This window comes from Micromonospora sp. NPDC049274, assembly GCF_040678875.1.
Taxonomy (GTDB): domain Bacteria; phylum Actinomycetota; class Actinomycetes; order Mycobacteriales; family Micromonosporaceae; genus Micromonospora.
On sequence record NZ_JBFAQS010000004.1, the window covers coordinates 41,825 to 64,230 of the forward strand.

Consider the following 22,406-nt stretch of genomic DNA (forward strand, 5'->3'; position numbering starts at 1 on the left):
CATGCCCACCACAGCCACCCCGCAGCCGGGCGCCCCGGTCGACCCGTACCGGGCGTACAACTTCCGGCTCCTCATCAACGGCGTCACCAACGGCCACTTCACCGAGATGAGCGGTCTGGAGGTGAACATCCCCGGGCAGCCGTACCGCGAGCACGGCCCCGGACCGACGCGGATGGTCCCCGGCCAGGCCGAGTACGAGCCGGTGACACTGCACTTCGGCCTCACCGCGTCCCGCGAGCTGTGGGACTGGGTGAACGCCACCGCCCAGGGCACCCTCAACCGCCGCAACGTGTCGGTCGTGCTGCTGGACTCCGCCGGAACCGCCGAGGTGCTGCGCTGGAACCTGATCGACGCCTGGCCCACCCGGTGGCGCGGAGCGCACCTCAACACGGTCAGCCACGAGATCGCCATCGCGTCGCTGACGCTGCGCTACGAGGGCCTGGAGTTGGAGACCGGCGGTGCCGCCGCGCCGAAGCCCGCGTAGGTGGCTGGCCGGTCGGCTGCGCTCGGCGGCCGGCGCGACGCAGCGCCTCGCCGGCCGCGTCGAGACCACAGGTGTGCCTGCGGAGACGCCGCGTCGTCTCGGGGAGCCGCCTGCGCACTGGCTGAACCTGGTCGCCGCCCACGCCCCCGGCCTGCTGCGCGAACTGGACCTCGACCCGTCCCGTCCGACCGCCGACCGGGCAGGCAGCCGCGACGACCACCCGGGGTCCGACGCCGACGACGCGGCGTCGACCGACCCGGCCCAGTCCATCGCGGACGATCGGCTCGGTTCTGTCGGGGAGTCGTCCTGGTCCCACGGCGACCGGGCCGGACCGCGTGCGGCCGGAACGGCCACGCAACCTGCCGGTCGCAGCGGTCGAGACGGTCGCAGCGGCGAGGGCGGTCGTGGTGGTCGAGGCGGGCGTGGCGGCGCAGGCGGTCGTGGCGATCGCAGTGGTCGAGGCGGGCGTGGCGGCCGTGGCCCGGGGGCAGACGGGCTCGGCACGGCAGACGGGTTCGACACGACGGACGGCCTCGGCACGGCCGAGAACCACAGCAGAGCAGGCAACCTCAGCGCAGCGGACGGGCCCGCCACGGCAGGCGGCTTCCCGACGATCGGCGGGGTGGACGCCGCCGGCAGGGCGGACGAGACCAGGCGGGACGGGCAGCGGGACCGACGGCCAACGCGGGAGGTCGGGAGGTCGGGCCGGCCGTCCGGTGCGACCGGCCGACCGGGCCGTTCAGGGATCGGCGGTGCCAACCCGAGCAGCGCCGACCCGAACGGCACCCACCCCGACAGCGCCAGCCCGAGCGACGCCGACGACGCCATTCGGGCTTCGGGTGGGGGTGGCGCGGCGGAAGCGTCCTCGCACGGGAGCCGGCTTTGGCCGCGTCGGCTGTCGGATGGCTGGCGCCGTCGCGAACAGTATCGGCGGGACGGAGCGCCGCACTCGGCCGCGCCGGCAACGTCCGCCCCTACGGCGGCATCGACACGGCGGGCCGACACCCCATCCGTACCCGGACTCGCATCGGGCAGGCCCTCCCCCCGAGAGGCCCTCTCCCGGGAGATCTTGGAAGATTCCGGCCCCTCCGGGGGCACTTTCCTACCAAGATCTCGTACTACCGCCGGCGACGGCGGGGTGGGTGGCCGTTGGTGGCCCGACCTGCCGGGCGAGCCGGCGCAGCCGGGCGGCGAGCGGGGTACGCGGCACGCCGGGCACCACCGCGACGAGCACCACCAGCGCGGCCACCGTGACCCGCGCGCGACAGCGTTCCCGGCGTCGCCGGTCGAGACGGTCGCCGTCGACAGGTGGCCGACGCTGCCCGATGACGGGCCGCTGTGGACGGTGCCCGGGGCGGGACTCGACGCATCGCACGTGGACCGCCTCGATCGGGAACAGGCGGGCGGCTGATGGAACGCGTCGCCTTCCTCATCGACTCCTCCGGGGAGCGGGTGGACTGCCTGCTCAACCCGGAGACCGTGCAGGTGACCCGGCTCGCCGGTGTCCGTTCTCGGGGCGCGGGTGGCGGGCAGCTCACCGGGGCCGGGCTGGCCGACGACCCGCTGGTCTTCACCGGCGGCGGTCGTACGGAGCTGGTGCTTGACCTGCTGTTCGACGTCGACTTCGTCCAGGCGCAGGTCCGCCCCGCCGACGTACGGGTGCTCACCCGCCCGCTGTGGATGCTTGCCGAGAACTCCACAGCCGAGCACGGGTGGCTGCGCCCGCCGCTGGTGCGGCTGGTCTGGGGCAAGACGTGGAACGTGCCAGGTGTGATCGTCGCGGTGGCCGAGCGGTTCGACGCGTTCACCGGGACCGGCTCGCCGCGGCGCTCCTGGCTGCGGCTGAAGCTGGTCCGCGCCGCCGAGACAGCCGACCAGGCGCAGGCGGGATTCGCCGAGGAGCTGGCCACGGCGAGCACCCCGTCCGCCGCCCCGGGCAGCGCCATGGTCGCCGCCGGTGACGGTGCCGCCGAGCCGGGTCGCTCCGGGGTGCGCTTCGACCTGCTGGCCAACGACGCGCTCGGGTCGCCGCTGCGCTGGCGGTTGCTGGCCGAGCACAACCGGATCGCCGACCCCCTCGCGGTGCCGGCCGGTACGACCCTCGCGGTCCCCCCGCCCGCCTCGGGCGGTGGCGGGCCGGAGTCGACGCTGGCGGGGATGGCGCGGGCGGTGGCAGGCGCGGTGGGTGCCGGCGCGTCGTTCGTGGGCGCCTCGATCGCCACCGCGACCTGGGCCACACCGACAGGTACGACAGCCGCCAGCACCAACCCGGGCGGCACGCCACTCGGCACCGGCTCGGGGAGCACGCCATGACAAGCGTCGCGCCCCGCGCGCTTACCGTCCTGCTGGACGGCGTGGAACTGAACGCCCCGGCCCGACAGCGGATCCGCTCGTTGCGGGTGGCCGCCCGACTCGACCAGCCGACCCAGGCCGAGTTGGTGCTCGCCACCGCCGCCGGAGGTGGCGCTCTCGACCCGGCGGCGCGGCCGGGCACCACTCTCGACGTCCGGCTCGCCGAGCACTCCGACGCGCTGTTCGCCGGGGAGGTCACCGCAGTGGAGGTCGAGTACGCCGCCGACGGCGCGGCAGTGCTGCGCCTGCGGGCGTACGACGCGCTGCATCGACTGCGCAAGCGGCAGGACCTGCGGGTCTTCACCTCGGTGACGGCGGCGGAGCTGGCAGGCGAGCTGTGCGGCGCGGTGGGGCTGACCGTGACGGCGGACAGCGACGGGCCGCGACTGGACCGGCTGCTCCAGCACCGGCACAGCGACCTGGAGCTGCTGCGGGAGGTCACCGGCCGGGCCGGGCTGCACCTGGCCGTCGACGGCGACGACGTCCGGCTGATCACCCTCGCCGGCTACGGGGAGCCCGTCGCGCTGAGGTTGGGCGCGGGTGTGCACACCCTGCGGCTGTCCACGAACGCGGACCGGGCCAGCGGCGCCAGCGCCGCGCTCGGTTGGCATCCGCAGCGGGCCGAGCCGATCAGTCAACAGGCCGACGAGGCGCGCTGCGGCCGCCCTGCCGGTGACCGGCCGGACCCGGCCGACGTGGGCGCCGACGGGGTACGCACCGCAGTCGACCAGCCGGGCCGCAGTGACGACGAGTTGGCGGCCCTCGCTCAGGCGCGGCTGGACCTGCGCGCCGCCGCGCTGGCCACCGCCGAGGGGGTCGCCGAGGGGGATCCGGCGCTGCGTCCCGGCCGGCGGATCGACCTGACGGGTGTGCCCGACCCGCTCGCCGGGGCGTACGTGCTGACCGAGGTGGTGCACACGGTCGACGGCGACGGGCACCTGACCCGCTTCTCCACAGTGCCGCCGACCGCGCCCCCGAGCACGGCGGACAGCGCCACTGTCACCCTCGGCACCGTCACCGACGTGGCCGACCCCGACGGACTGGGCCGGGTACGCCTGACCCTGCCGGCGTACGGGGACCTGGACGCCGGCTGGCTCGGTGTCCTCTGTCCCGGCGCGGGACGGGGCAAGGGCCTGGTGGCGCTCCCCGACCCGGACGACACCGTGCTGGTGGTGCTGCCCGGCGGCGAACCGGCCTCGGGCATCGTGCTGGGCTCGCTGTTCGGGGCCGTCGAGCCGTACGACGCGGGTGTCGACGACGGGAAGGCCCGGCGCTGGTCGCTGCGGACCGCCGGCGGGCAGTCGATAGTCGTGGACGACGTCCAGCGCAGCCTGCGGCTCGCCACCGAGGGCGGCAGCTACCTGGAACTCACCCCCGACCTGGCCACCCTGCACGCGGCGAGCGATCTGGTGATCTCCGCGCCGGGCCGGGCCATGGTGATCCGCGCCCGCAGCGTGGACTTCCTGCACGCCGAGGCGACCGAGGACCCGACCACAGCGGCGCAGCAGGCCCGTTCGCTGGCCCGCGCCCACCACGAAGGAGGCGGCTGATGCGCTGGATCCACCGCGACTCGGTGATCACCTGCGATCACGACGGGCGGGTCGAGAACCAGCCGTCGCAGCGGTGGGTGACGGTCACCGCCGTGCCGGTGCTGGTGGACGACGACCCGGAAGGACGAAAGATCATCGCCTGCCCGAACTACGGACCGACCATCAAGCCGTGCGGAAAGACGCTCACCGTCCGGGTCGGCTACAGCGACTGGCTGCGCGTCGACGGCCACCGGGTGGTGCTCTCCCACCTGGAGGGCTTCACCGACGGCACACCACCGGGCGCGGTCCACCACACCGTCCGCGACCCCCGGCAGCAGTTCCTGGCGGCGGACCGATGAGGGCCTTCCGTTTCGTCGGCGCGGGCTTCGACGCGGGCCGTGGCGGCGGGCTGGCGCTCACCGCGGCCGGGGGCCTGGCCATGACCGAGGGCGACGAGAGCGTACGCCAGGCGCTGTTTCTGTTGTTGTCCACGACGCCGGGCGAGCGGCTGATGCGACCCGGGTACGGCTCCCGGCTGCACCGGCTGATCTTCGCGCCCAACGACGACACGACTGCCGGGCTGGCCATCCACTACGTCCGGCAGGCCATCGCCCGGTGGGAGCCCCGGATCGAGGTCATCGACACCGACGCCGGACCGGACCCGGACGACGCGTGGCGGCTGGTGATCCGGCTCGACTACCGGGTGCGGGCCAGCCTGACGCCCGGGCAGTTGGTGTTCTCCGTGGACCTGCTCCCCGCCGACGACTCGGGAGGACAGTCATGACGCTGCCCGTTCCGCACCTGGACGACCGTGGGTTCCTCGACCTCGTCACCGAGGCCCGCGAGCGGATCCAACAGTCCTGCCCCGCCTGGACCGACCTGTCGGCGCACGATCCGGGCATGGCGCTGGTGGAGGCGTTCGCGCACCTGACCGAGGTGATGATCTACCGGCTGAACCAGTTGCCGGAGAAGGCGTACGTCTCGTTTCTGAACCTGCTCGGGGTGGCGCGCCACGCGCCCACCGCGGCCTGGGCGGACGTCGTGTTCACCCGCGCCGGCACCGACCGGGGAGCGGTGCGGATCCCGGCCGGCCTGCGGGTCGCGGCGGCACGCGGCGCCGATCCCCGACCGGTCGTGTTCGTCACCACCGAACCGGCGGTGCTGGCCGCCGGGGAGGCGTCGGTGACGGTTCGCATGCACCACTGCGAGCCCGTCGCGGCGGAGCTGCTGGGTGTCGGCACCGGCCAGCCGGGCCAGGTGCTGCGGGCCGCACACGCCCCCCTCACCCACACCGGCGAGCCGCTGGACCTGCTGCTCGGGGTCGAGGTGCCGACCGGCTCGGTGGAGCTGGGGGCGGCGGCCCGCGAGCAGGACGGCCGTACGTTCGAGATCTGGCAGCCGGTGGACAGCTTCGCCGGGCTCGGCCCGCAGGCCAAGGCGTACCTCGTCGACCGTTGCTCGGGCACCGTCACCTTCGCCCCGGCCCTGGACCTGCGAGCGCCCAGCGGTCCCGGCGAGCCCGCCGGGCCGGGCGCTGTGGTGACGGTGGCGGCGGTGCCGCCGGCCGGGCGGCAGGTCCGGCTCTGGTACCGGGCCGGCGGCGGTCCGACCGGCAACGTGGCCGCCGGCACGCTGACCAGCCTGCGCGACCCACTGCCCGGGGTACGTGTCGACAACCCCGCGCCCGCGGCCGGCGGCCGGGAGATGGAGGCGCTGGAATCGGTGCTGCTGCGCGGCCCGTACGAGTTCTTCGCCCAGCAGCGCGCGGTCACCGCCCGCGACTTCGAGGTGCTGGCCACCAGCTCCGGCGCGGTGGCCAGAGCACGGGCGTTCACCCGCTCGGCCGTGTACAGCTTCGCCCGGCCCGGTGAGGTCGAGGTGGTGCTCGTGCCGTACGTGCCGCCGACGGCCCGCCCGGGTGGCCGGCTGCCGGTCGCGGTGCTGCGCGAGCACGAGATGCCCGAGGCACGCCACCGCGTCGAGGGGGACCTGGAACAGCGCCGGATGGTGGGCATCCGCTCCCGGGCCACCTGGGCCCGGTTCAAGGCGGTGTCGGTGCGAGCCCGGGTGGTGGTGCGCCGCGAGGAGGACGTCGACGCGGTCCGGCGACGCATCCACGACCGGCTGCACCAGACGCTCAGCCCACTGCCCACCGCACTCAACCCGACCGGCTGGCCCTTCGGTGAGCCGCTGCGGGCGTCCAACGTGTACCGCTTGTTGGAGCACGCCGAGCCCGGCGTGCGCTACGTCGAGTCGGTGCGGTTCGTGGTCGACGAGGCGCCCGACGCCGAGGTCCGTGCCCTCGCCGTCGACCAGTACCAACCGCGCACCTGGTACGCCGGGCGCGGCCCGGTGCTGTTCCGCTCCAGCAACGCGGGCGCCGGCTGGGAGCCGGCCGGCCGGTTCGACGACGAGACGGTGCTGCGGGTGGCGCCCGCTCCCGCGCCGGTGCGACCGGGCATCGTCCCGCGACCGGGCTCGGTGGCCGTGGTGACGTTGCGCGAATCCGGCGGGTCCCGGGTGCACCTGAGCACCGACCTGGGCGAGACGTGGTCGCTGCTCACCGACCTGGACTCCCGCATCTCCGACGTGTCGTGGATCGACCGCGACGGCGCGGGCGCGCTGCTGGTGGCGACCGACACCGGGCTGTACGAGGTGTCGCTGCTGCCCGGGGCGGTGCCGTTGCAGATCCTCGTCGACGCGTCCGACGCCGACCGGGGCTTCTACGCCGTACGCGCGTTCGTCTCCGAGCGGGGCGCGCCCGGTGTGGCCGTCGCGGCACAGGCCGGCTTCGGGGTGTACCTGTCGACGGCCGGCGGCCGTCCCGGCAGTTTCGCGCACGTCGGCCTCTCCAACGTGGACAACCGGGTCCTGGCCGTGCAGTACGACGGCCCGGCCACCCTGCTGTGGAGCGGCGCTGGCGAACCGGACCCGAAGAAACCCGGCCAGGGCTGCCACCGCACCCGGCTGTTCGAGTCCGACGTGCAGTGGCAGACCGTGCAGGCCGGCTGGGTCGGCGGCACCTGCCGGGACCTGACCTTCGCCGGCGGGCAGGCGCTGGCCGCTACGCAGAGCGGCGGGGTGCTGCGGCTGGACACCCTCGCGGCGCAGCCGCAGTGGCAGTCGGTGTCGGTCAACTGCGGCCTGCCGTTGCGCGACCGGACCCGGTTCGTGCCTGTGGACGCCGTCGCCGTGAGCGGCCCGGCGACCGTCGGCGCGAGCGGTTCCACGGCGGCGGACCGCCTGGTCCTGGCCTGCGGTGAGCGCGGCGTGTACCGCAGCGCCGACGCGGTCACCTGGACCGCCAGCGCCAACCAGGCCACCGCCGACGTGGTGACCGTCCCGGACACGTGGCTGCTCTGCTCCGGCGAGCACGACATCGAGGTGGTGCGCCAGGATGCGACGCTCGGCGATTGAGCGGCTGCTGCCCGCCGCCTACCAGCGGGCATGCGTGCCGGGCAGCGTGCTCTGGGCGCTGCTGGAGGTGATGGAGGGGCTGCACGCTCCGGACGAGGCGATCCTCGCCGAGGTGGACGCCCTGTTCGACCCGTACCGGGCGCCCGACCACCTGGTCGTGCGGCTGACCCGCTGGGTGGCGATGGACCACGTGGTGGCCTCGCCCCGACCGGACGCCCCGCTGCCGTTGCCGGTGGGCCGGCTGCGGGACCTGGTGGCCAACGCCGCGCTGCTGGCCCGGTGGCGCGGCACCCCGTACGGGCTGCGCCGAGCCCTGGAGCTGGCCACCGGATCGCCGGGCTTCGTCATCGACGAACCCGACGAGCGGCCCTTCCACATCGTGGTGCGGGTGCCGGCGGCCGCCGCCGGTCAGCTCCCCGTGATCACCCGCATCGTCGAGGCGGAGAAGCCCGCGTCGACCACCGCCGAGATCGTCGTCGCCGCTTCGCCGCCAACCACCACGCCGAGCGCGGCACCGACCGCAGAGGAGCCGTCATGACCACCGAATGGACAGTCGTCGCCGCCGCTTCACAGTTCACCCTGGACCCCGCCAACCACGGCGAGCTGACCTTCACCGTCTCCAATCCTCAGCTGGCGCCGGACACCGTGGTCTTCGACGTGGCCCCCGGCGAAGGAAGCCAGCGGGCCTGGTTCACGGTCACCGAGCCGCAGCGGGTGGTCCCCGGGCAGGGCTCGGTCTCGTTCCTGGTCCGTCTCGCCGTACCGGCGGGCACCGCGCCGCGCCGCTACGACATGACCGGGTTCGCGTACTCGGCGAACACCGCGCCGGAGGAGAGTTCCCGCTCCAGCGGCCGGGTGACGTACGAGGTCACGGCGGTGGCCGCGCCGAAACGGACGCCCTGGCCGTGGATCGCCGCGGCGGTCGCCCTGGTGCTCGTGGTCGGCGGCGTGGTCGGGTACCTGCTGACCCGGCCCGACGGCACCCCGTCACCCGGGGCGCCTCGGGTGGTGACACTGGAGGCGGAGAGCCTTGTCGACGGCGCCCGGGTGGAGTCCCCGGCGAAGACCGCCGCGGCGGTCGGGGCGCAACCGAACTGCTGCGCGGTGACCTGGTCGGGCGACAAGCAGCTGTTCTTCACGGGCCTGGCGCCCGGCGACCGGGTGAGCCTCACAGTGGACCTGCCCGCCGAGGCCGTCTGGCGCTTCTCCACCAGGCGCACCACGTCGTTCGACTACGCCAACACGATCTGGCAGGTCGACGGCGCGCAGCTCGGCGGCACCTTCTTCGGCTTCACGCCGAAGGTCGTCCTGCAGGACTTCACCGACGTGGGCACCGTCCGGCTCCGGTCGGGCCGGCACACGCTCACGCTCGTCGCGGTGGGTAAGACCCAGGGCGTCGACAGGTACTTCGCCGGCGTGGACCAGATCCGCTTCACCGAGGTGACCGGGACGGTCGCGCAGCGATGAGCGGTCGGCAGAAGGTGGTGCTGGTGACACTGGCGGCGCTGCTGGTGGCGTTCTTCGTCCTCGCCGTCGGCGTCTCCGGCGGCGACCGGGGCCGCGCGGACGATCCACCGGGGGTCGTCGAGCGGCTGGGCCGGCTCGCCGGTGGGAGCACGAGCGTCGACCCGGCAACCGTGCGAGCCGACTGCGACCGTACCGGCGACGTGCTCAGCTTCGTCGGCGGCTGCGCGGTGCGGGTCGCCGACCCGGGCGAGCTGCGGACGCTTGTGCTGCGCAGTGGTCGCCCGTTCGTGGTGCGTGCGCCGGCGCCCCGCGACGCCGACCTCACCGTGCGCTCCGAGGTCGAGCCGGACGACGGCGGCGAGGCGGTCGCCCGGATCGCCGTCGACAGTGCGGTCACCGTGCTGCTGAGCTGCCCGGGAGGTGTCGGATGCACCGTCACCGTCGCCGCCGACTGACCATGCCACCGGCCGGGCCCGCCGGCGCCTACCGCGCGCCCGCCTCCCGACACGACCGCGAGGAGACCCGACATGGGTGACCTGCGCAAGCCCTTCCTGCTGCTCGCGCTTGTCGCGGTCACGCTTGTGGTCCTCATCGAGGTCGGCTCGTCGCTGCTCACCGGGGGCGGGGACGCCACCGGCGCGCTGCTGGCCAACGCGGCGGACCTCGGCGTGGAGGTGGACGGCGGCGGGATCAGCGAGCCGTCCGGGCGGGGTACGAGCTACCTGGCGCTCATCGATGTGGTGGCGCTCTGGACCACAGGCCTGTTCTGCCTGAGCCTGGTCGTGCCCGAGCGGGTGCAGGGCCGGATCCAGGGCGTGGCGACGCTGATCTTCTCGATCCTGCTCATCCTGGGCTCGCTCGTGCTGCTGATCATCGCCTTCGTGGAGCTGACCATCATGGTGTCGCTGTTCCTGGCGGTGCCGTTCGGCACCCTGGCGTACCTGGCGTTGTGGGGCTTCTTCCCGGTGGGCGAGGCGAGCCTGCTGCTGGGGCTGGCGCTGCTGCTGAAGCTGGTCTGGGTGGTGCTGCTGCTCCTCGCCCAACCACGCTTCCTGCAGAACAAGGGCCTCGTGCTGCTGGCGCTCACCACGCTGCTCTGCACCGTCGTGCTGGAGTTCCTGCACCGGCTCGTCCCGGTCATCGTGGTGAGCATCCTCGACGACGTGGGCGCGCTCGTCTTCGCCGTCGTGGCCATCATCTGGGGCCTGGTCCTGCTGATCGGCTCCATCCCCGCAATAGTCAAGTCCGTCCGGGTAACGGCCGCCCTACCCCGCTGACGAGGGCCGCGCAGCGATCTCGGTCCACGCGGCCGTCTGCAACCCACACCCGGTACCGGCCCTGCCGGGTCGCACCGGCCGGCACCACCGCCGGGACGTCGAACGCGAACGCCACACACACCCCCGGGTACATCGCGGTCCGCACGAACCACCGGTCGCCGGGCCCCAGACCGTCGAAGACCAGGGTGTACGCCCCGCCGCCCGGTCCGACGCCGGTCAGCGCGAGCCAGGGCGCCGCACTACCGTTGACCGCTCCCTCCCCGGCGGCGTCGGCCGTGAACACCGTCGGCTCATCGTCGGCGAGCGCCCGCCAGAAGAACCCGCCGTAACCGGCCCCACCGGGGCGGCCATTGGTGGCCGGGCTGCCCAGGCGCACCTCCCGGTCGGGTGGGGCGGTCAGCGCGGAGTCCACATCGAGCCGCCAGACGTCCGACGCGACCGCCGAGGCGGCGAGCCGCCGCTGCTCCGTGAGCAGCACCGACCCGTGTCGATCCCGCCACTGCAACAGGTGCGCCAACCGGTCGGCGGCCCGCTCGGACCAGCCGGTGTGCGCGATGACGCCATGGTCGTCGCGCCACGTGTAGCCGACGTCGCGCACGTAGGTGCGTCCGCCCCAGAGGTTGACGCCGTCGACGTCCTGCACCGCGAGGGACGCGCCGAGGTGCCAGACGTGGTCGGCGGGCAGCGCGTCGGTGACCACCGTGCCGCCCAGGGTGCGGACCGGGTGCAGGTACGGCCGTGGACCGTGCCGCGGGTCCAGCGCCGGGTCCACCACGTACCGGGCCACCTCCGTGCCGCCGACCAGCAACCGCGCCGGCTCCTCGGTGGGCGCGGCGACCTGCGCGGGATCGGCAAGCGCCGCCGCGTCCCGGCTGGTGGCGGCCGGGCCGCGGTCGGCGCTCACGGCAGCTCCGGCCACGCGGAGACCGGCCGACGGCCGGCGACGGCGGAGCCCGGCCGGCCGACAGCGGCAGTGTCCGGCCCACCGACGCTGACGCCGGTGGGAGTCGGCCGACGGCCGGCGACGGCGTGCAGGGCGGCCACCGTGTAGCCGACGAGGATCGGCACGGCGACCGGGGTGACCAGGACGGCGAGCAGCCCGGCCAGCGTGGCCACCCCGCTGAGGGCGGCCCAGCGGAGCGGAGCGTCGAGGCAGGCGCGGGCGGCGGATCGGGCCGCGACCCGCCACCGCCCGCCCCCGTAGCCGCCCACCTCGACGACGACCAGCCCGGCGTACCCGGCCAGACCGGCCGCGACAAGCGCGGTCACCGCGAGGGCCGGTAGGCCGCCCGGCACCCGCCCGGCGGCCAGCGCCGCCAGGTCGGCGGCGAGCAGCACCGCCACGGCGAGCGCCAGCAGGCTGACCGGCACTCCGGGCAGCACCGCGCGGCCGAACCGGCGCGCGGTGGCCCGCGCCGAGGGCCAGCTTCCGGTACGCGTCCAGTCGTGCACGGCCGCGCTGGCCACGCCGGCCGCCGCGGCGGCGGTGAGCACCGGCGCCGCGGCGAGGGTCAGCAGGATGCCCAGCAGCGCGAGGTCGGCGGCGTCGCGGGCGACGTCGCGCCAGTCCCGCCGCCCGCCGATGTCGAGGGGTTCAGCCCCTGATGCCGGTTCAGCCCTTGATGCCACTGGTGTTGATCCCCTCGACGAGCATCCGCTGGAACGCGACGAAGAACAGGAAGACGGGCAGCAGCGACAGCACCGACATGGCGAACATCGGCCCTACCGCGCTCTGGCTCGTCGAGTCGATGAACAGGGTCAGCGCGACAGGCACGGTGTAGTCCTCCAGTTGGGACAGGAAGACCAACTGGCGGAAGAAGTCGTTCCAGGTCCAGATGAACGAGAAGATCGCGGTGGTGACCAGCGCGGGGCGGCTCAGCGGCAGGATGATGTGCCGGAAGATGCCGTACGGGCCGGCGCCGTCGATCCGGGCCGCCTCGTCCAACTCGCGCGGGACGCCCCGCATGAACTGCACCATGAGGAAGACGAAGAACGCCTCGGTGGCCAGGAACTGCGGGATGATCAACGGCAGGTACGGCCAGTCGCCGCCGACCAGTCCGAGCGTGCGGAACAGGATGTACTGCGGCACGATCAGCACGTGCTGGGGCAGCAGCAGCGTGCCGATCATCACGGCGAACCACATGCCGCGCAGCCGGAACCGTAGGCGGGCGAAGGCGTACGCGGCCAGCAGGCAGGACAGCCCGTTGCCGATGACGGTGAGCAGGCTGACCAGGGCGCTGTTGACGAAGAACCGGCCGAAGCTGACGTCGAAGTTGGACCATCCGGCGGTGTAGTTGCCGGGTGTGAACCGCTCGGGCAGCAGCCCGATGTTGTTGACGATCTCCTCCTGCGACTTCATCGAGGTGCCGACCATCCAGATCAGCGGGTAGAGCACCACGGCGACGACCACCACCAGGATGACCAGCCGCAGCAGGGGCCGCCCGGTCGGACGTCGCCGGCCGACAGGCGTCGGGGTCGCCGTCACCATCACCGGTCCTCCCCGTCGGAGTAGTGCACCCAGAAACGCCCGGTGCTGAAGAGGATCGCGGTGATGACCGCGATGGCGAGCAGGAACACCCAGGCCATCGCCGACGCGTAGCCCATCTGGAGTTCGGTGAAGCCGGTGATGTAGAGGTTCAGCGTGTACATCAGGGTGGAGTCGACCGGGCCGCCGGTGCCGTTGCTGAGCACGAACGCGGCGGTGAATCCCTGGAAGCCGTTGATCGTCTCCAGCACCAGGTTGAAGAAGATGACCGGGGAGAGCATCGGCAGGGTGACGTTGCGGAACTGCCGGAACCGGCCGGCCCCGTCGACCGAGGCCGCCTCGTACAGCTCGGTGGGCACCTGCTTGAGCCCGGCCAGGAAGATCACCATCGGTGCGCCGAACTGCCAGACGGCCAGCACCATGAGCGTCTCCAGGGCCCAGTCCGGGTCGTTGACCCACGGTTTGCCCTCGACGCCGACGAGGCTCAGCAGCGAGTTGAACGCTCCGTCGCGGTTGAACATGCTGACCCAGACGATGGCCAGCGCGACGCTGCCACCGAGCAGCGACGGCAGGTAGAACAGCCCGCGGAACAGCCCCACCCCGCGCCAGGCGCGGTTGAGCAGCAGCGCCACGCCGAGCGCGGCGGCCAGCTTCAGCGGCACGGCGATCAGCGCGAAGGTGAGTGTGACCCGCACGGCGTGCCAGTACGACGGGTCGGCGGTGAACATCCGCTCGTAGTTGGCCAGCCCCACCCACTCCACCTCGGAGAACGGGGTGAGGATGTCGTAGTTGGTGAAGCTCAGATAGAGCGACAGCAGCATGGGGACCGCCGTGACACCCATCAGGCCGATGAGCCACGGCGACAGGAAGACGTACCCCGCCAGACCTTCGCGGTGCCGGATGGTGCCGGGCCCACGCCTCGCGGGGTGGGCCCGGCCGGATCCGGGGCCGCGTCGGGTCGGGTCGGGCGCCGTGGTCAACGCCACGAACAGCTCCTCTCCTCGCCTGGTGCGGCGGTCAGGCGATGGCGGACTTGCACGCCTCGATGAACTGGCCGGCGGCCTCGACGGGCGTGGCCCGGCCGTACTGGACGTTCTCGGCAGCCTTGATCAGTTCCGACTTGACCTTGCTGTGCCCCTTGATCGGCACCTGCGGCGACGGGCCGAACTTCTGGGTCAGCTCCGCCTCGACGGCGATGGACTGCTTCATGGCCGGGTCGGTGGTGCCGTCGCTGACCAGGCGGCGTAGGTCCAGGTTGGACGGCAGGCCACGGTCGGTGCCGAGCAGCTTGACCGCCGCCGGATCGTTGTTCAAGAAGTTGATCACGTCGACCGCGACGTCCTTGTTCTTGCTGCCCTTGAACACCGACCAGTACATCGAGGCCCGGGCCCACTGCGCACTCGGATCACCTGGGTAGGCGATAACGCCCAGCTCGTCCTTCGTGTTCTTCTTCAGGTCCGGCATCTGGTTGGCCCAGACCCAGGAGGTGGCCGCCTTACCGGTGACCACCAGCTGCTTGGTGACGTCGCTGGAGTTGCCCTCGTGGATGACGTCCGGGGTCGGGGTGGCCTTGCGCCTCCGGGCGTCCGTCCACAGCTCGAACCACCCGGTCACGTCCTGGATGGTGAAACCGAGTTCCTTGCCCTTGTAGAGGTCCTTGCCCTGTTGGCGCAGCCACACCCAGAGCGCCTTGTAGTCGGCGCTCGGGTCCTGCGTGCCGGGCATCCTGGTCGCGGCGGTGACCTGCTCGGCCCAGGCGATGTGCTGCTCCCACGTCATCCCGGTGGTGGGCTCGGGCAGGTTGTTCTTGATCAGCAGCGTCTTGTTGTAGACCAGTCCCTGGGTGTTCTCCCCGGCGGCCAGGCCGGCGAGCTTGCCGTCGACCACGCCGTACTGCCAGAGGCTCTCGGGAAACTTCGAGGTGTCCAGCTTGGCGGACTTCTGGTAGGGGGTCAGGTCGAGCGTGGTGCTGCGGGCCGCGTACTCCGCCAGGTAGTTGTCGTCGATCTGGAACAGGTCCGGCGGGTTGCCGCCGGCGGTGAGAGTGGCCAGCTTGTCGAAGTAGCCCTGGTTGGCCTGCCAGGTCGTCTCGAAGGTCACGTTCGGGTGCTTGGCGGTGTAGAGGGCCAGGGCGTCCTCGGTCAGCTTGGCCCTGGCGTCGCCGCCCCACCAGAAGATGGAGAGCTTTACCGCGGCGCTCGGGTCGGCGGCGCCGTCGTCGTCTCCGCAGGCCGCGGCGCCGAGCATCAGCGGTGCGGCGACTGTCGCGGCGAGCAGGCCACGCAGGAGTCGCCGCCGGGGCAGGACGGTACCGTGCCAAAGCCCGGCGGGCGTGTCGGTGGTGGGGGGCGTTGCGGGGTGCATGTGCGCTCACTCCTCGGCATTAGGAGGCGACGGCGTCACCGGTGGCCACGGTCGGGACGCCCGGGCCCGCAGGGCAGGCCGGGCCACGCGAGGCGGTCAGGGGACGTGCCGGTCGGGCGTGTGGGCCCGGACCGGTCGAGTCGCGGATGACCAGGTCGGTCTGCAGCATTACCTGTGCGGTGGTACGACGGACGCCGCGCGCCGTGCCGGCACCGGGGCTCCGCGCGCCGCGCGGTGACTCGATGTCCTGTTGCAGCAGCATGTCGACGGCCGTCCGGCCGGCGGCCCCGGTGGGTGTGGCCACCGTCGTCAGTTTGGGGCGGGTGAGCCGGCTCAGGGCGATGTCGTCGACCCCGACGACACTCACCTCCTGCGGCACCCGGACCCCGAGCGCGTCCAGCCCCGCGATGAGGCCGATCGCCATCAGATCGTTGTAGGCGAGCACTGCCGACACGCCACTGCGCCGCACCTGCTCGGCCACGGCGAAGCCGCCGGTCTCGGTGGGCGCGTTGGGGCCGAGCACTGTCAGCTCCGCGCCGCCGCCGCGGGCGGCCGTTGCGGCGGCGCGGCGCATCTCCCGGTTGGTCCACGAGCTGCGCGGACCGCCGAGCAACGCGATGCCGCGGTGACCGAGACCGATCAGGTGCTCGATCGCCGCCCGGGCGCCCTGCCCGACGTCCATCAGGACGCAGGGCAGGCCTGTCACCTGGCGGTTCACCACCACCAGGGGCACCTCCCGGCTGAGCTGCTCGATCAGGCTGTTGCTCATCCGCGGGCTGCACAGCAGCACGCCGTCGACCTGCTTGGCGAGCGCGTGGACCAGCTCCTCCTCGGCGGTCGGGTCCTCATTGGTGTCGGCCACGAAGACGTGGTAGTCGCGGTGGCGGGCCTGGCTCTCCGCCGCCTTGATCAGCGGCGGGAAGAACGGATTCGCGATGTCGGCGATGATCAGCCCGATGTTGTGCGTCCGCCCGGTGATCAGGGCCCGGGCGGCGCGGTTCGGGCGGTAGCCCAGGTCCTCCGCGCAGGCCAGCACCCGGACCCGCGTCTCCGGGTTGACCAGGTGCGGGGCCGAGAACGTGCGGGACACGGTGGAGATGTGCACCCCGGAGGCGCGGGCGACGTCCCGGATGGTGACTGGCACGGCGGGCCCTTCGTCCGATGTGGCGACGGTCACGTGGGTGCCGCCAATTAATGCAAACGGTTGCTCCAGTGTCAACGGTCAATGGTTGCGCCTCTGTTGCGTCGGCGCTCCTCGTGGTGACCGCCCATGCCGCAAACGCTGACATTTCTCGCCGATTGCGCCGTCGTCGTTGACGTCGTCGCATTGATCGTGATTACTTCACTGCAAACCTTTGCAGGGATCACCTGGGGGCGATCGCATGTCACCGAGATCCGACGGCCGAGTCCGGTACGCCGTCGTGGGCACCGGCGCACGGGCGGAGATGTTCGTCCGCGCCCTGGTGCTCGACCACGCCGACACCAGCGAGCTGGTCGCCTTCGCCGACGTCAACCAGGCCCGGATGGACGCGCACAACCGTTGGCTCGCCGAGCTGGGCCACCGCCCGGTGGCCACCTACCCGGCCGGCGAGTTCGGGGCCATGCTCGACTCCGAACGCGTCGACGTCGTGCTGGTCACCAGTGTGGACGTCACCCACGACGAGTACGTGGTGGCCGCGCTGCGCGCCGGCCGGGACGTGGTCACCGAGAAGCCGATGACAGTGGACGCCGCGCGCTGCCGGCGCATCCTGGACGCGGTGACCGAGACCGGCGGCCGGGTGACCGTCGCCTTCAACTACCGCTACAACCCGCTGCACGAGCAGGTCCGTCGCCTGCTCGCCGACGGCGCGGTCGGCGAGATCGGCTCGGTGCACTTCGAGTGGCTGCTCGACGTGCGGCACGGCGCCGACTACTTCCGCCGCTGGCACCGCGACAAGGCCACCTCAGGCGGGCTCATGGTGCACAAGGCCAGCCACCACTTCGACCTGGTCAACTGGTGGCTGGGGGCCACCCCGGTCGAGGTGTACGCCGCCGGACGCCTGTTCTTCTACGGCGAGGCCGGACGCCGACACGGCTACGCCCGCGACTACGAACGGGCGTACGGCTCCCCCGCCGCCGTCGACGACCCGTTCGCGCTGCGCCTCGACGCGCACCCGAGGCTGCGTGAGCTCTACCTCGACGCCGAGGCCGAGGACGGCTACCAGCGCGACCGCAACGTGTTCGCACCCGGCGTCAGCATCGAGGACGACATGGCGGTGCTCGCCCGCTACTCCTCCGGCGCGACGATGACCTACCACCTCACCGCGTACGCCCCCTGGGAGGGTTACCGGGTGATGGTCAACGGCAGTCGGGGGCGCTTGGAGCTGGAGGTGACCGAGAACGACTTCGTCGACCGGGGCACCGCCGGCGCGGTCAAGGGCGCGGCGCTGCACGGTGTCGAGGCGGCGGCCGAGGGTGGCGGCGCGACGCTCACCGTGCGCCCGTTCTGGGAACCGCCCCGGCAGATCCCGGTCGACTGTCGTACCCGACACGGGCACGGCGGCGCGGACGCCCGGATGACCCGGGTGCTCCTCGGCGGCGAGCCCGATCCGCTGAACCGTGCCGCGACGGCCGACGACGGCGCGCTGGCCCTGCTCACCGGCCTGGCCGCCAACCGGTCCTTCGAGACCGGGCAACCCGTCCGGGTCGCCGACCTGCTCACCCCCCGCTGATCCAGGAGACGAGGAGCCCTCACCCCGTGTCGACGTCCGACCACACCGACCTGCTCCTGCCCTCCGAACCGGGCCAACGCGCGCTCGCCCGGGAGCTGTACGCCCACGCGGCGCGGCAGCCGATCATCTCGCCGCACGGGCACGTCGACCCGGCCCTGCTCGCCGAGGACAGGCCCTTCCCCGACCCGGCGCAACTGCTCATCGTGCCCGACCACTACCTGACCCGGATGCTGCTCAGTCAGGGCGTACCCCCGTCGGACCTGGGCGTGCCGACCCGCGACGGCAGCCCGGTGGAGACCGACGGGCGGGTGATCTGGCGGCGGTTCGCCGCGCACTGGCACCTGTTCCGGGGCACCCCCTCGCGGCTCTGGCTGGAGCAGACCTTCCGCACCGTGTTCGGGGTGCACACCCCGCTTCGCCCGACCACCGCCGACGCCCTCTACGACGAGATCGCGGCCCGCCTCGCCGAGCCGGACTTCCGGCCCCGGGCGCTGTTCGAACGGTTCAACATCGAGGTCCTGGCGACCACCGAGTCGCCGTTGGACGACCTCGCGCAGCACGCCAAGCTCGCCGCCGACGGGTGGGGCGGGCCGGGCGGCCGGGTGGTCACCACGTTCCGCCCGGACGACGTGGTGGACATGGAGCACGAGAGCTGGTCGTCCAACGTGGCGCGCCTGGGCGCGCTGGCCGGTGCGGACACCGGCACGTACACCGGTTATCTGGCCGCCCTGCGGGCCCGGCGGGCCGCGTTCATCGCCGCCGGGGCGACCTCGTCGGACCACGGCCATCCCACGGCCCGCACCCTGGACCTGACCCCGGCCGAGGCCGCCCGGCTGTACGACCGGGGCCTGCGCGGCGAGGCCGACGCGTCCGACGCGGAGGCGTTCCGGGCGCACATGCTTATGGAATTCGCCCGGATGTCGCTCGACGACGGCCTGGTCCTGCAGCTGCACCCGGGAGCGGTGCGCAACCACAACCGCTGGCTGTACGCCAGGCACGGCCGCGACGTGGGCGGCGACGTCCCCCAGGCCACCGAGTTCGTGCACGCGCTCGCTCCGCTGTTGGAGCGCCATGGCAACGATCCCCGCCTGCGGGTGGTGCTCTACACCCTCGACGAGGACACCTTCACCCGTGAGCTGGCGCCTCTCGCGGGTGGCTACGCGGCGCTGCTGCTCGGTGCGCCCTGGTGGTTCCTGGACTCCCCCGAGGTGCTGCGCCGGTTCCGGGAGACGGTCACCGAGAGCGCCGGCTTCTACAACACCACCGGGTTCGTCGACGACACCCGGGCGTTCTGCTCCATCCCGGTACGCCACGACGTGGCCCGCCGGGTCGACGCCGGCTTCCTGGCCCGGCTGGTCGCCGAGCACCGGCTGCCGCTGGACGAGGCGGCCGAGACCATCGTGGACCTGGCGTACCGGCTGCCGAAGCGGGTCTTCAACTTCGGGGGGAACGACAGGTGAGCGCGTGGAGCGCAGCGCAGCGGAGCCCCGCGGTCGCGAACGAGAGGCAGGCTCAGTGAGTGTCACCATCACCTCCGTCGAGGTGCACGACGTGCGGTTCCCGACCGCCGCGCGGGGCGACGGCTCCGACGCGGTCAACCGCGGCGACTACTCGGCGACGTACGTCGAGCTGGGCACCGACGCCGGGCCGACCGGCGCCGGGTTCACGTTCACCAACGGCCGGGGCAACGAGATCACCTGCGCGGCGGTGCGGGCGCTTGCCCACCACGTGCGAGGTCGCACCGTCGAGGAGATCGCGGCCGAGCCGGTGGCGTTCTGGCGTTCGCTCAGCGCCGACGTGCAGTTGCGCTGGCTGGGCCCGGAGAAGGGCGTCATCCACATGGCGACCGGCGCGCTTGTCAACGCCGTGTGGGACCTGCGGGCCCGGATGGCCGGCAAACCGATGTGGCGGTTCCTCGCCGAGCTGCCCACCGACGAGCTCGTCGCCAGCGTCGACTTCCACCACATCACCGACGCGCTCACGCCGGACGACGCAGTCGCCATTCTCGACAAGGGGCGCGACGGCCTCACCGACCGGCTGGCGACGCTCGACCGCGACGGCTTCCCCTCGTACACCACCTCGGTCGGCTGGCTCGGCTACCCCGACGACAAGGTGCGGGCGTTGACGCGCCGGGCGTACGACGACGGATGGCGGGCCATGAAGATGAAGGTCGGCGGTCCACTCGCCGACGACGTGCGCCGGGCCCGCATCATCCGCTCCGAGATCGGCCCGGACGCGCTGCTGATGATGGACGCCAACCAGGTGTGGGACGTCGACCAGGCGATCACCGCGATGACAGCCCTCGCGGAGGTGGACCCCTACTGGATCGAGGAGCCGACCCACGCCGACGACATCCTCGGCCACGCGCGGATCGCCCGCGCCGTCGACGAGCTGACAGGCGGTCGGTGCCGGGTGGCCACCGGCGAGGTCGCCGCCAACCGGGTGATCTTCAAGCAGTTGCTCCAGGCCGAGGCGATAGGCGTGATGCAGGTCGACGCGTGCCGGGTCGGCGGCGTCAACGAGGTCCTGGCCGAGCTGCTGCTGGCGGCGAAGTTCGGGGTGCCGGTCTGCCCGCACGCCGGCGGCGTGGGCCTCTGCGAGTACGTCCAGCACCTGGCGATCTTCGACTACCTGCGGGTGGGCACCAGCCTGGACGGGCGGATGATCGAGTACGTCGACCACCTGCACGAACACTTCGTCGACCCGGTCCGCACCCGCGGCGGCCGATACCTGCTGCCCGACCGGCCCGGCTACAGCGCCACGATGAAACCGGCGTCGATCGCCGAGTTCCGCTTCCCGGACGGCCCGGCATGGCAGTGACCGTCGGCGCCTCCCGCCTCGGGCTGGGCGTGCTGCGCCACCTGCCCGTCGAATCCCGTCCACTCGTCCGTCCGGGCACGGTGCCGGTCGGCGTCGTACACCTGGGGTTGGGCGCCTTCCACCGCGCGCACCAGGCCGTCTACACCGAGGCGGCGGTCGGCGCGGCCGGCGGCGACTGGGGCATCGTGGCCGTCGCCCCGCGCAGCACCGCAGTGGTCGAGGCGCTCGCCGCCCAGGACAACCTGTTCAGCGTCAGCACCCTGTCCGCCACCGGCAGCACCACACGGGTGGTGGGGGCGCTGAGCGGCGTACGGCACGCCCCCAGCGACCCGGACGCCGTGGTCGCGTTGCTCGCCGACCCGGCGGTACGCGTGGTGACGCTCACCGTCACCGAGAAGGCGTACCAACTCGACCCGGTGACCGGCCGACTGTCCCCGGACGCCGCGCTCGCCGCGGACCTCGCCGGCGGTCGGGCGCCGACGACGGTGCCGGGGCTGCTGCTGCGCGGGCTGGCCGCCCGCGCCACCGCCGACGCCGGGCCGCTGGCGCTGGTGAGCTGCGACAACCTGCCGGCCAACGGCCGGCGGCTGCGCGGCCTGGTCGACCAGGCGGTCGAGCGGGCAGCCGGGGTGCCCGCCGGGCTAATCGACTGGGTGGTCGCCAACGTGACCTGCCCCGGCACCATGGTGGACCGGATCGTGCCGGCCAGCACCCCGGAGACCATCGACGCGGCCCGCCGGGCGCTCGGCGTGACCGACCTGGCCGCGGTCGCCGCCGAACCGTACGCGCAGTGGGTGATCGAGGACGACTTCCCCGGCGGCCGGCCGGGCTGGGAGCACGCCGGTGCGGTGCTCACCGACGACGCCGGGCCGTGGGAGCGGTTGAAGCTGCGCAGCCTCAACGGCGTGCACTCGGCCGTGGCGTACCTCGGCGCGCTGGCCGGCCGGGAGACCATCGCCGACGCCCTGGAGATCCCGCACCTGACCGATGTGCTGCGCCGGCTGATCGCCGAGGACGTCGCGGCCAGCTTCACGCCGCCCGACGGGGTGCGCGTGGTCGACTACGGCGAGCAGGTCCTCGCCCGGTTCGCCAACCCGGCGATCCGGCACCGGACCCTCCAGGTCGCGGTGGACGGCTCACAGAAGCTGCCGCAGCGCATCCTGCACACCATCGCCGACCTGCGCGCGGCCGGCCGGTCCGCGCGTTGGGGCGCGCTTGTCGTGGCGTCCTGGTTGCGCTTCGCGCTGGGGTACGCCGACGACGGCGCGCCGCTGCCGTTGCAGGACCCCCTCGCCGGGCCGATCCGGGCCGCCTTGGACGCCGGCGCGCAGAGCCCGGCCGGCGCGGTGGACGCCGTCTTCGCGCTGCGTGAGGTCATCCCGGCCGAGGTCGCCGACGACGACGAGGTACGCGCCGACGTCATCGCCTGGCTGACCGCGCTCGGACGACACGGCGTCGAGGCGACCCTGGCCGGTGCCCGGTGAGCGGTGCCACGCCGGC

At 73.1% G+C, this 22,406-nt stretch carries 21 protein-coding genes; 14 read left to right on the top strand and 7 right to left on the bottom strand.

Annotated elements, in window-relative coordinates:
- The first annotated feature begins 1 nt into the window (after position 1).
- Positions 2-484, top strand: coding sequence for a phage tail protein (locus AB0K10_RS09160; RefSeq protein ID WP_363681520.1), 483 nt, complete (start codon positions 2-4; stop codon positions 482-484).
- Between the two features lie 1,102 nt (positions 485-1,586).
- Here the strand turns inward: AB0K10_RS09160 and AB0K10_RS09165 are convergent.
- Complete coding sequence (locus tag AB0K10_RS09165) at positions 1,587-1,859, bottom strand: hypothetical protein (RefSeq protein ID WP_363681522.1); 273 nt, start codon at positions 1,857-1,859, stop codon at positions 1,587-1,589.
- A gap of 35 nt (positions 1,860-1,894) precedes the next feature.
- Here AB0K10_RS09165 and AB0K10_RS09170 point away from each other — a divergent pair, with 35 nt between their 5' ends.
- The 9 genes from AB0K10_RS09170 (at position 1,895) to AB0K10_RS09210 (ending at position 10,526) form a co-directional block, all read left to right on the top strand.
- Complete coding sequence (locus AB0K10_RS09170; protein WP_363681524.1) at positions 1,895-2,797, top strand: hypothetical protein; 903 nt, start codon at positions 1,895-1,897, stop codon at positions 2,795-2,797.
- Positions 2,794-4,386 carry a contractile injection system protein, VgrG/Pvc8 family gene (locus AB0K10_RS09175; protein WP_363681525.1) on the top strand — a complete coding sequence of 531 codons (1,593 nt, stop codon included), beginning with the start codon at positions 2,794-2,796 and terminating at the stop codon, positions 4,384-4,386. Before AB0K10_RS09170 ends, AB0K10_RS09175 begins: the two co-directional genes overlap by 4 nt.
- Positions 4,386-4,724, top strand: a complete 339-nt coding sequence (locus AB0K10_RS09180; RefSeq protein ID WP_363681527.1) for a hypothetical protein — start codon at positions 4,386-4,388, stop codon at positions 4,722-4,724. Before AB0K10_RS09175 ends, AB0K10_RS09180 begins: the two co-directional genes overlap by 1 nt.
- Complete coding sequence (locus AB0K10_RS09185; protein ID WP_363681529.1) at positions 4,721-5,149, top strand: GPW/gp25 family protein; 429 nt, start codon at positions 4,721-4,723, stop codon at positions 5,147-5,149. The genes AB0K10_RS09180 and AB0K10_RS09185 overlap by 4 nt, the downstream gene beginning before the upstream one ends.
- Entirely contained in the window at positions 5,146-7,782 is a 2,637-nt protein-coding gene (locus tag AB0K10_RS09190) for a putative baseplate assembly protein (RefSeq protein ID WP_363681531.1), read from the top strand. The genes AB0K10_RS09185 and AB0K10_RS09190 overlap by 4 nt, the downstream gene beginning before the upstream one ends.
- On the top strand, positions 7,763-8,320 hold the full coding sequence (locus tag AB0K10_RS09195) for a phage tail protein (RefSeq protein WP_363681533.1): 558 nt from the start codon (positions 7,763-7,765) through the stop codon (positions 8,318-8,320). The genes AB0K10_RS09190 and AB0K10_RS09195 overlap by 20 nt, the downstream gene beginning before the upstream one ends.
- A complete protein-coding gene (locus AB0K10_RS09200) occupies positions 8,317-9,249 on the top strand; it encodes a hypothetical protein (RefSeq protein ID WP_363681535.1) in 933 nt (310 codons plus the stop codon). Before AB0K10_RS09195 ends, AB0K10_RS09200 begins: the two co-directional genes overlap by 4 nt.
- Positions 9,246-9,704, top strand: coding sequence for a hypothetical protein (locus AB0K10_RS09205; protein ID WP_363681537.1), 459 nt, complete (start codon positions 9,246-9,248; stop codon positions 9,702-9,704). The genes AB0K10_RS09200 and AB0K10_RS09205 overlap by 4 nt, the downstream gene beginning before the upstream one ends.
- 72 nt (positions 9,705-9,776) lie before the next feature.
- Entirely contained in the window at positions 9,777-10,526 is a 750-nt protein-coding gene (locus AB0K10_RS09210) for a hypothetical protein (RefSeq protein WP_363681539.1), read from the top strand.
- Here AB0K10_RS09210 and AB0K10_RS09215 read toward each other — a convergent pair.
- The 6 genes from AB0K10_RS09215 to AB0K10_RS09240 are packed head-to-tail and all read right to left on the bottom strand — an operon-like array spanning position 10,489 to position 16,519.
- Complete coding sequence (locus tag AB0K10_RS09215; RefSeq protein WP_363681541.1) at positions 10,489-11,430, bottom strand: PmoA family protein; 942 nt, start codon at positions 11,428-11,430, stop codon at positions 10,489-10,491. The two genes, AB0K10_RS09210 and AB0K10_RS09215, sit on opposite strands and share 38 nt — an antisense overlap.
- Positions 11,427-12,155: a hypothetical protein gene (locus AB0K10_RS09220; protein ID WP_363681543.1), complete on the bottom strand. Its 729-nt coding sequence runs from the start codon at positions 12,153-12,155 to the stop codon at positions 11,427-11,429. Before AB0K10_RS09220 ends, AB0K10_RS09215 begins: the two co-directional genes overlap by 4 nt.
- On the bottom strand, positions 12,139-13,014 hold the full coding sequence (locus AB0K10_RS09225) for a carbohydrate ABC transporter permease (protein WP_363681544.1): 876 nt from the start codon (positions 13,012-13,014) through the stop codon (positions 12,139-12,141). Before AB0K10_RS09225 ends, AB0K10_RS09220 begins: the two co-directional genes overlap by 17 nt.
- Positions 13,014-13,997, bottom strand: coding sequence for a sugar ABC transporter permease (locus AB0K10_RS09230; RefSeq protein ID WP_363681546.1), 984 nt, complete (start codon positions 13,995-13,997; stop codon positions 13,014-13,016). Before AB0K10_RS09230 ends, AB0K10_RS09225 begins: the two co-directional genes overlap by 1 nt.
- Before the next feature lie 31 nt (positions 13,998-14,028).
- Complete coding sequence (locus AB0K10_RS09235) at positions 14,029-15,375, bottom strand: extracellular solute-binding protein (RefSeq protein WP_363681548.1); 1,347 nt, start codon at positions 15,373-15,375, stop codon at positions 14,029-14,031.
- A gap of 19 nt (positions 15,376-15,394) precedes the next feature.
- Positions 15,395-16,519: a LacI family DNA-binding transcriptional regulator gene (locus AB0K10_RS09240; protein ID WP_363681550.1), complete on the bottom strand. Its 1,125-nt coding sequence runs from the start codon at positions 16,517-16,519 to the stop codon at positions 15,395-15,397.
- Between the two features lie 238 nt (positions 16,520-16,757).
- On the opposite strand from AB0K10_RS09240, the gene AB0K10_RS09245 reads away from it, so the two are divergent.
- Genes AB0K10_RS09245 through AB0K10_RS09260 form a run of 4 tightly spaced genes read left to right on the top strand, consistent with a single transcriptional unit; the run spans position 16,758 to position 22,390 of the window.
- Entirely contained in the window at positions 16,758-18,086 is a 1,329-nt protein-coding gene (locus AB0K10_RS09245) for a Gfo/Idh/MocA family oxidoreductase (RefSeq protein ID WP_363681552.1), read from the top strand.
- A gap of 26 nt (positions 18,087-18,112) precedes the next feature.
- Positions 18,113-19,546, top strand: a complete 1,434-nt coding sequence (uxaC, locus tag AB0K10_RS09250) for a glucuronate isomerase (protein WP_363681553.1) — start codon at positions 18,113-18,115, stop codon at positions 19,544-19,546.
- A gap of 55 nt (positions 19,547-19,601) precedes the next feature.
- Complete coding sequence (locus tag AB0K10_RS09255) at positions 19,602-20,906, top strand: enolase C-terminal domain-like protein (protein ID WP_363681555.1); 1,305 nt, start codon at positions 19,602-19,604, stop codon at positions 20,904-20,906.
- A complete protein-coding gene (locus AB0K10_RS09260) occupies positions 20,897-22,390 on the top strand; it encodes a mannitol dehydrogenase family protein (RefSeq protein ID WP_363681557.1) in 1,494 nt (497 codons plus the stop codon). Before AB0K10_RS09255 ends, AB0K10_RS09260 begins: the two co-directional genes overlap by 10 nt.
- Positions 22,391-22,406 lie beyond the last annotated feature (16 nt).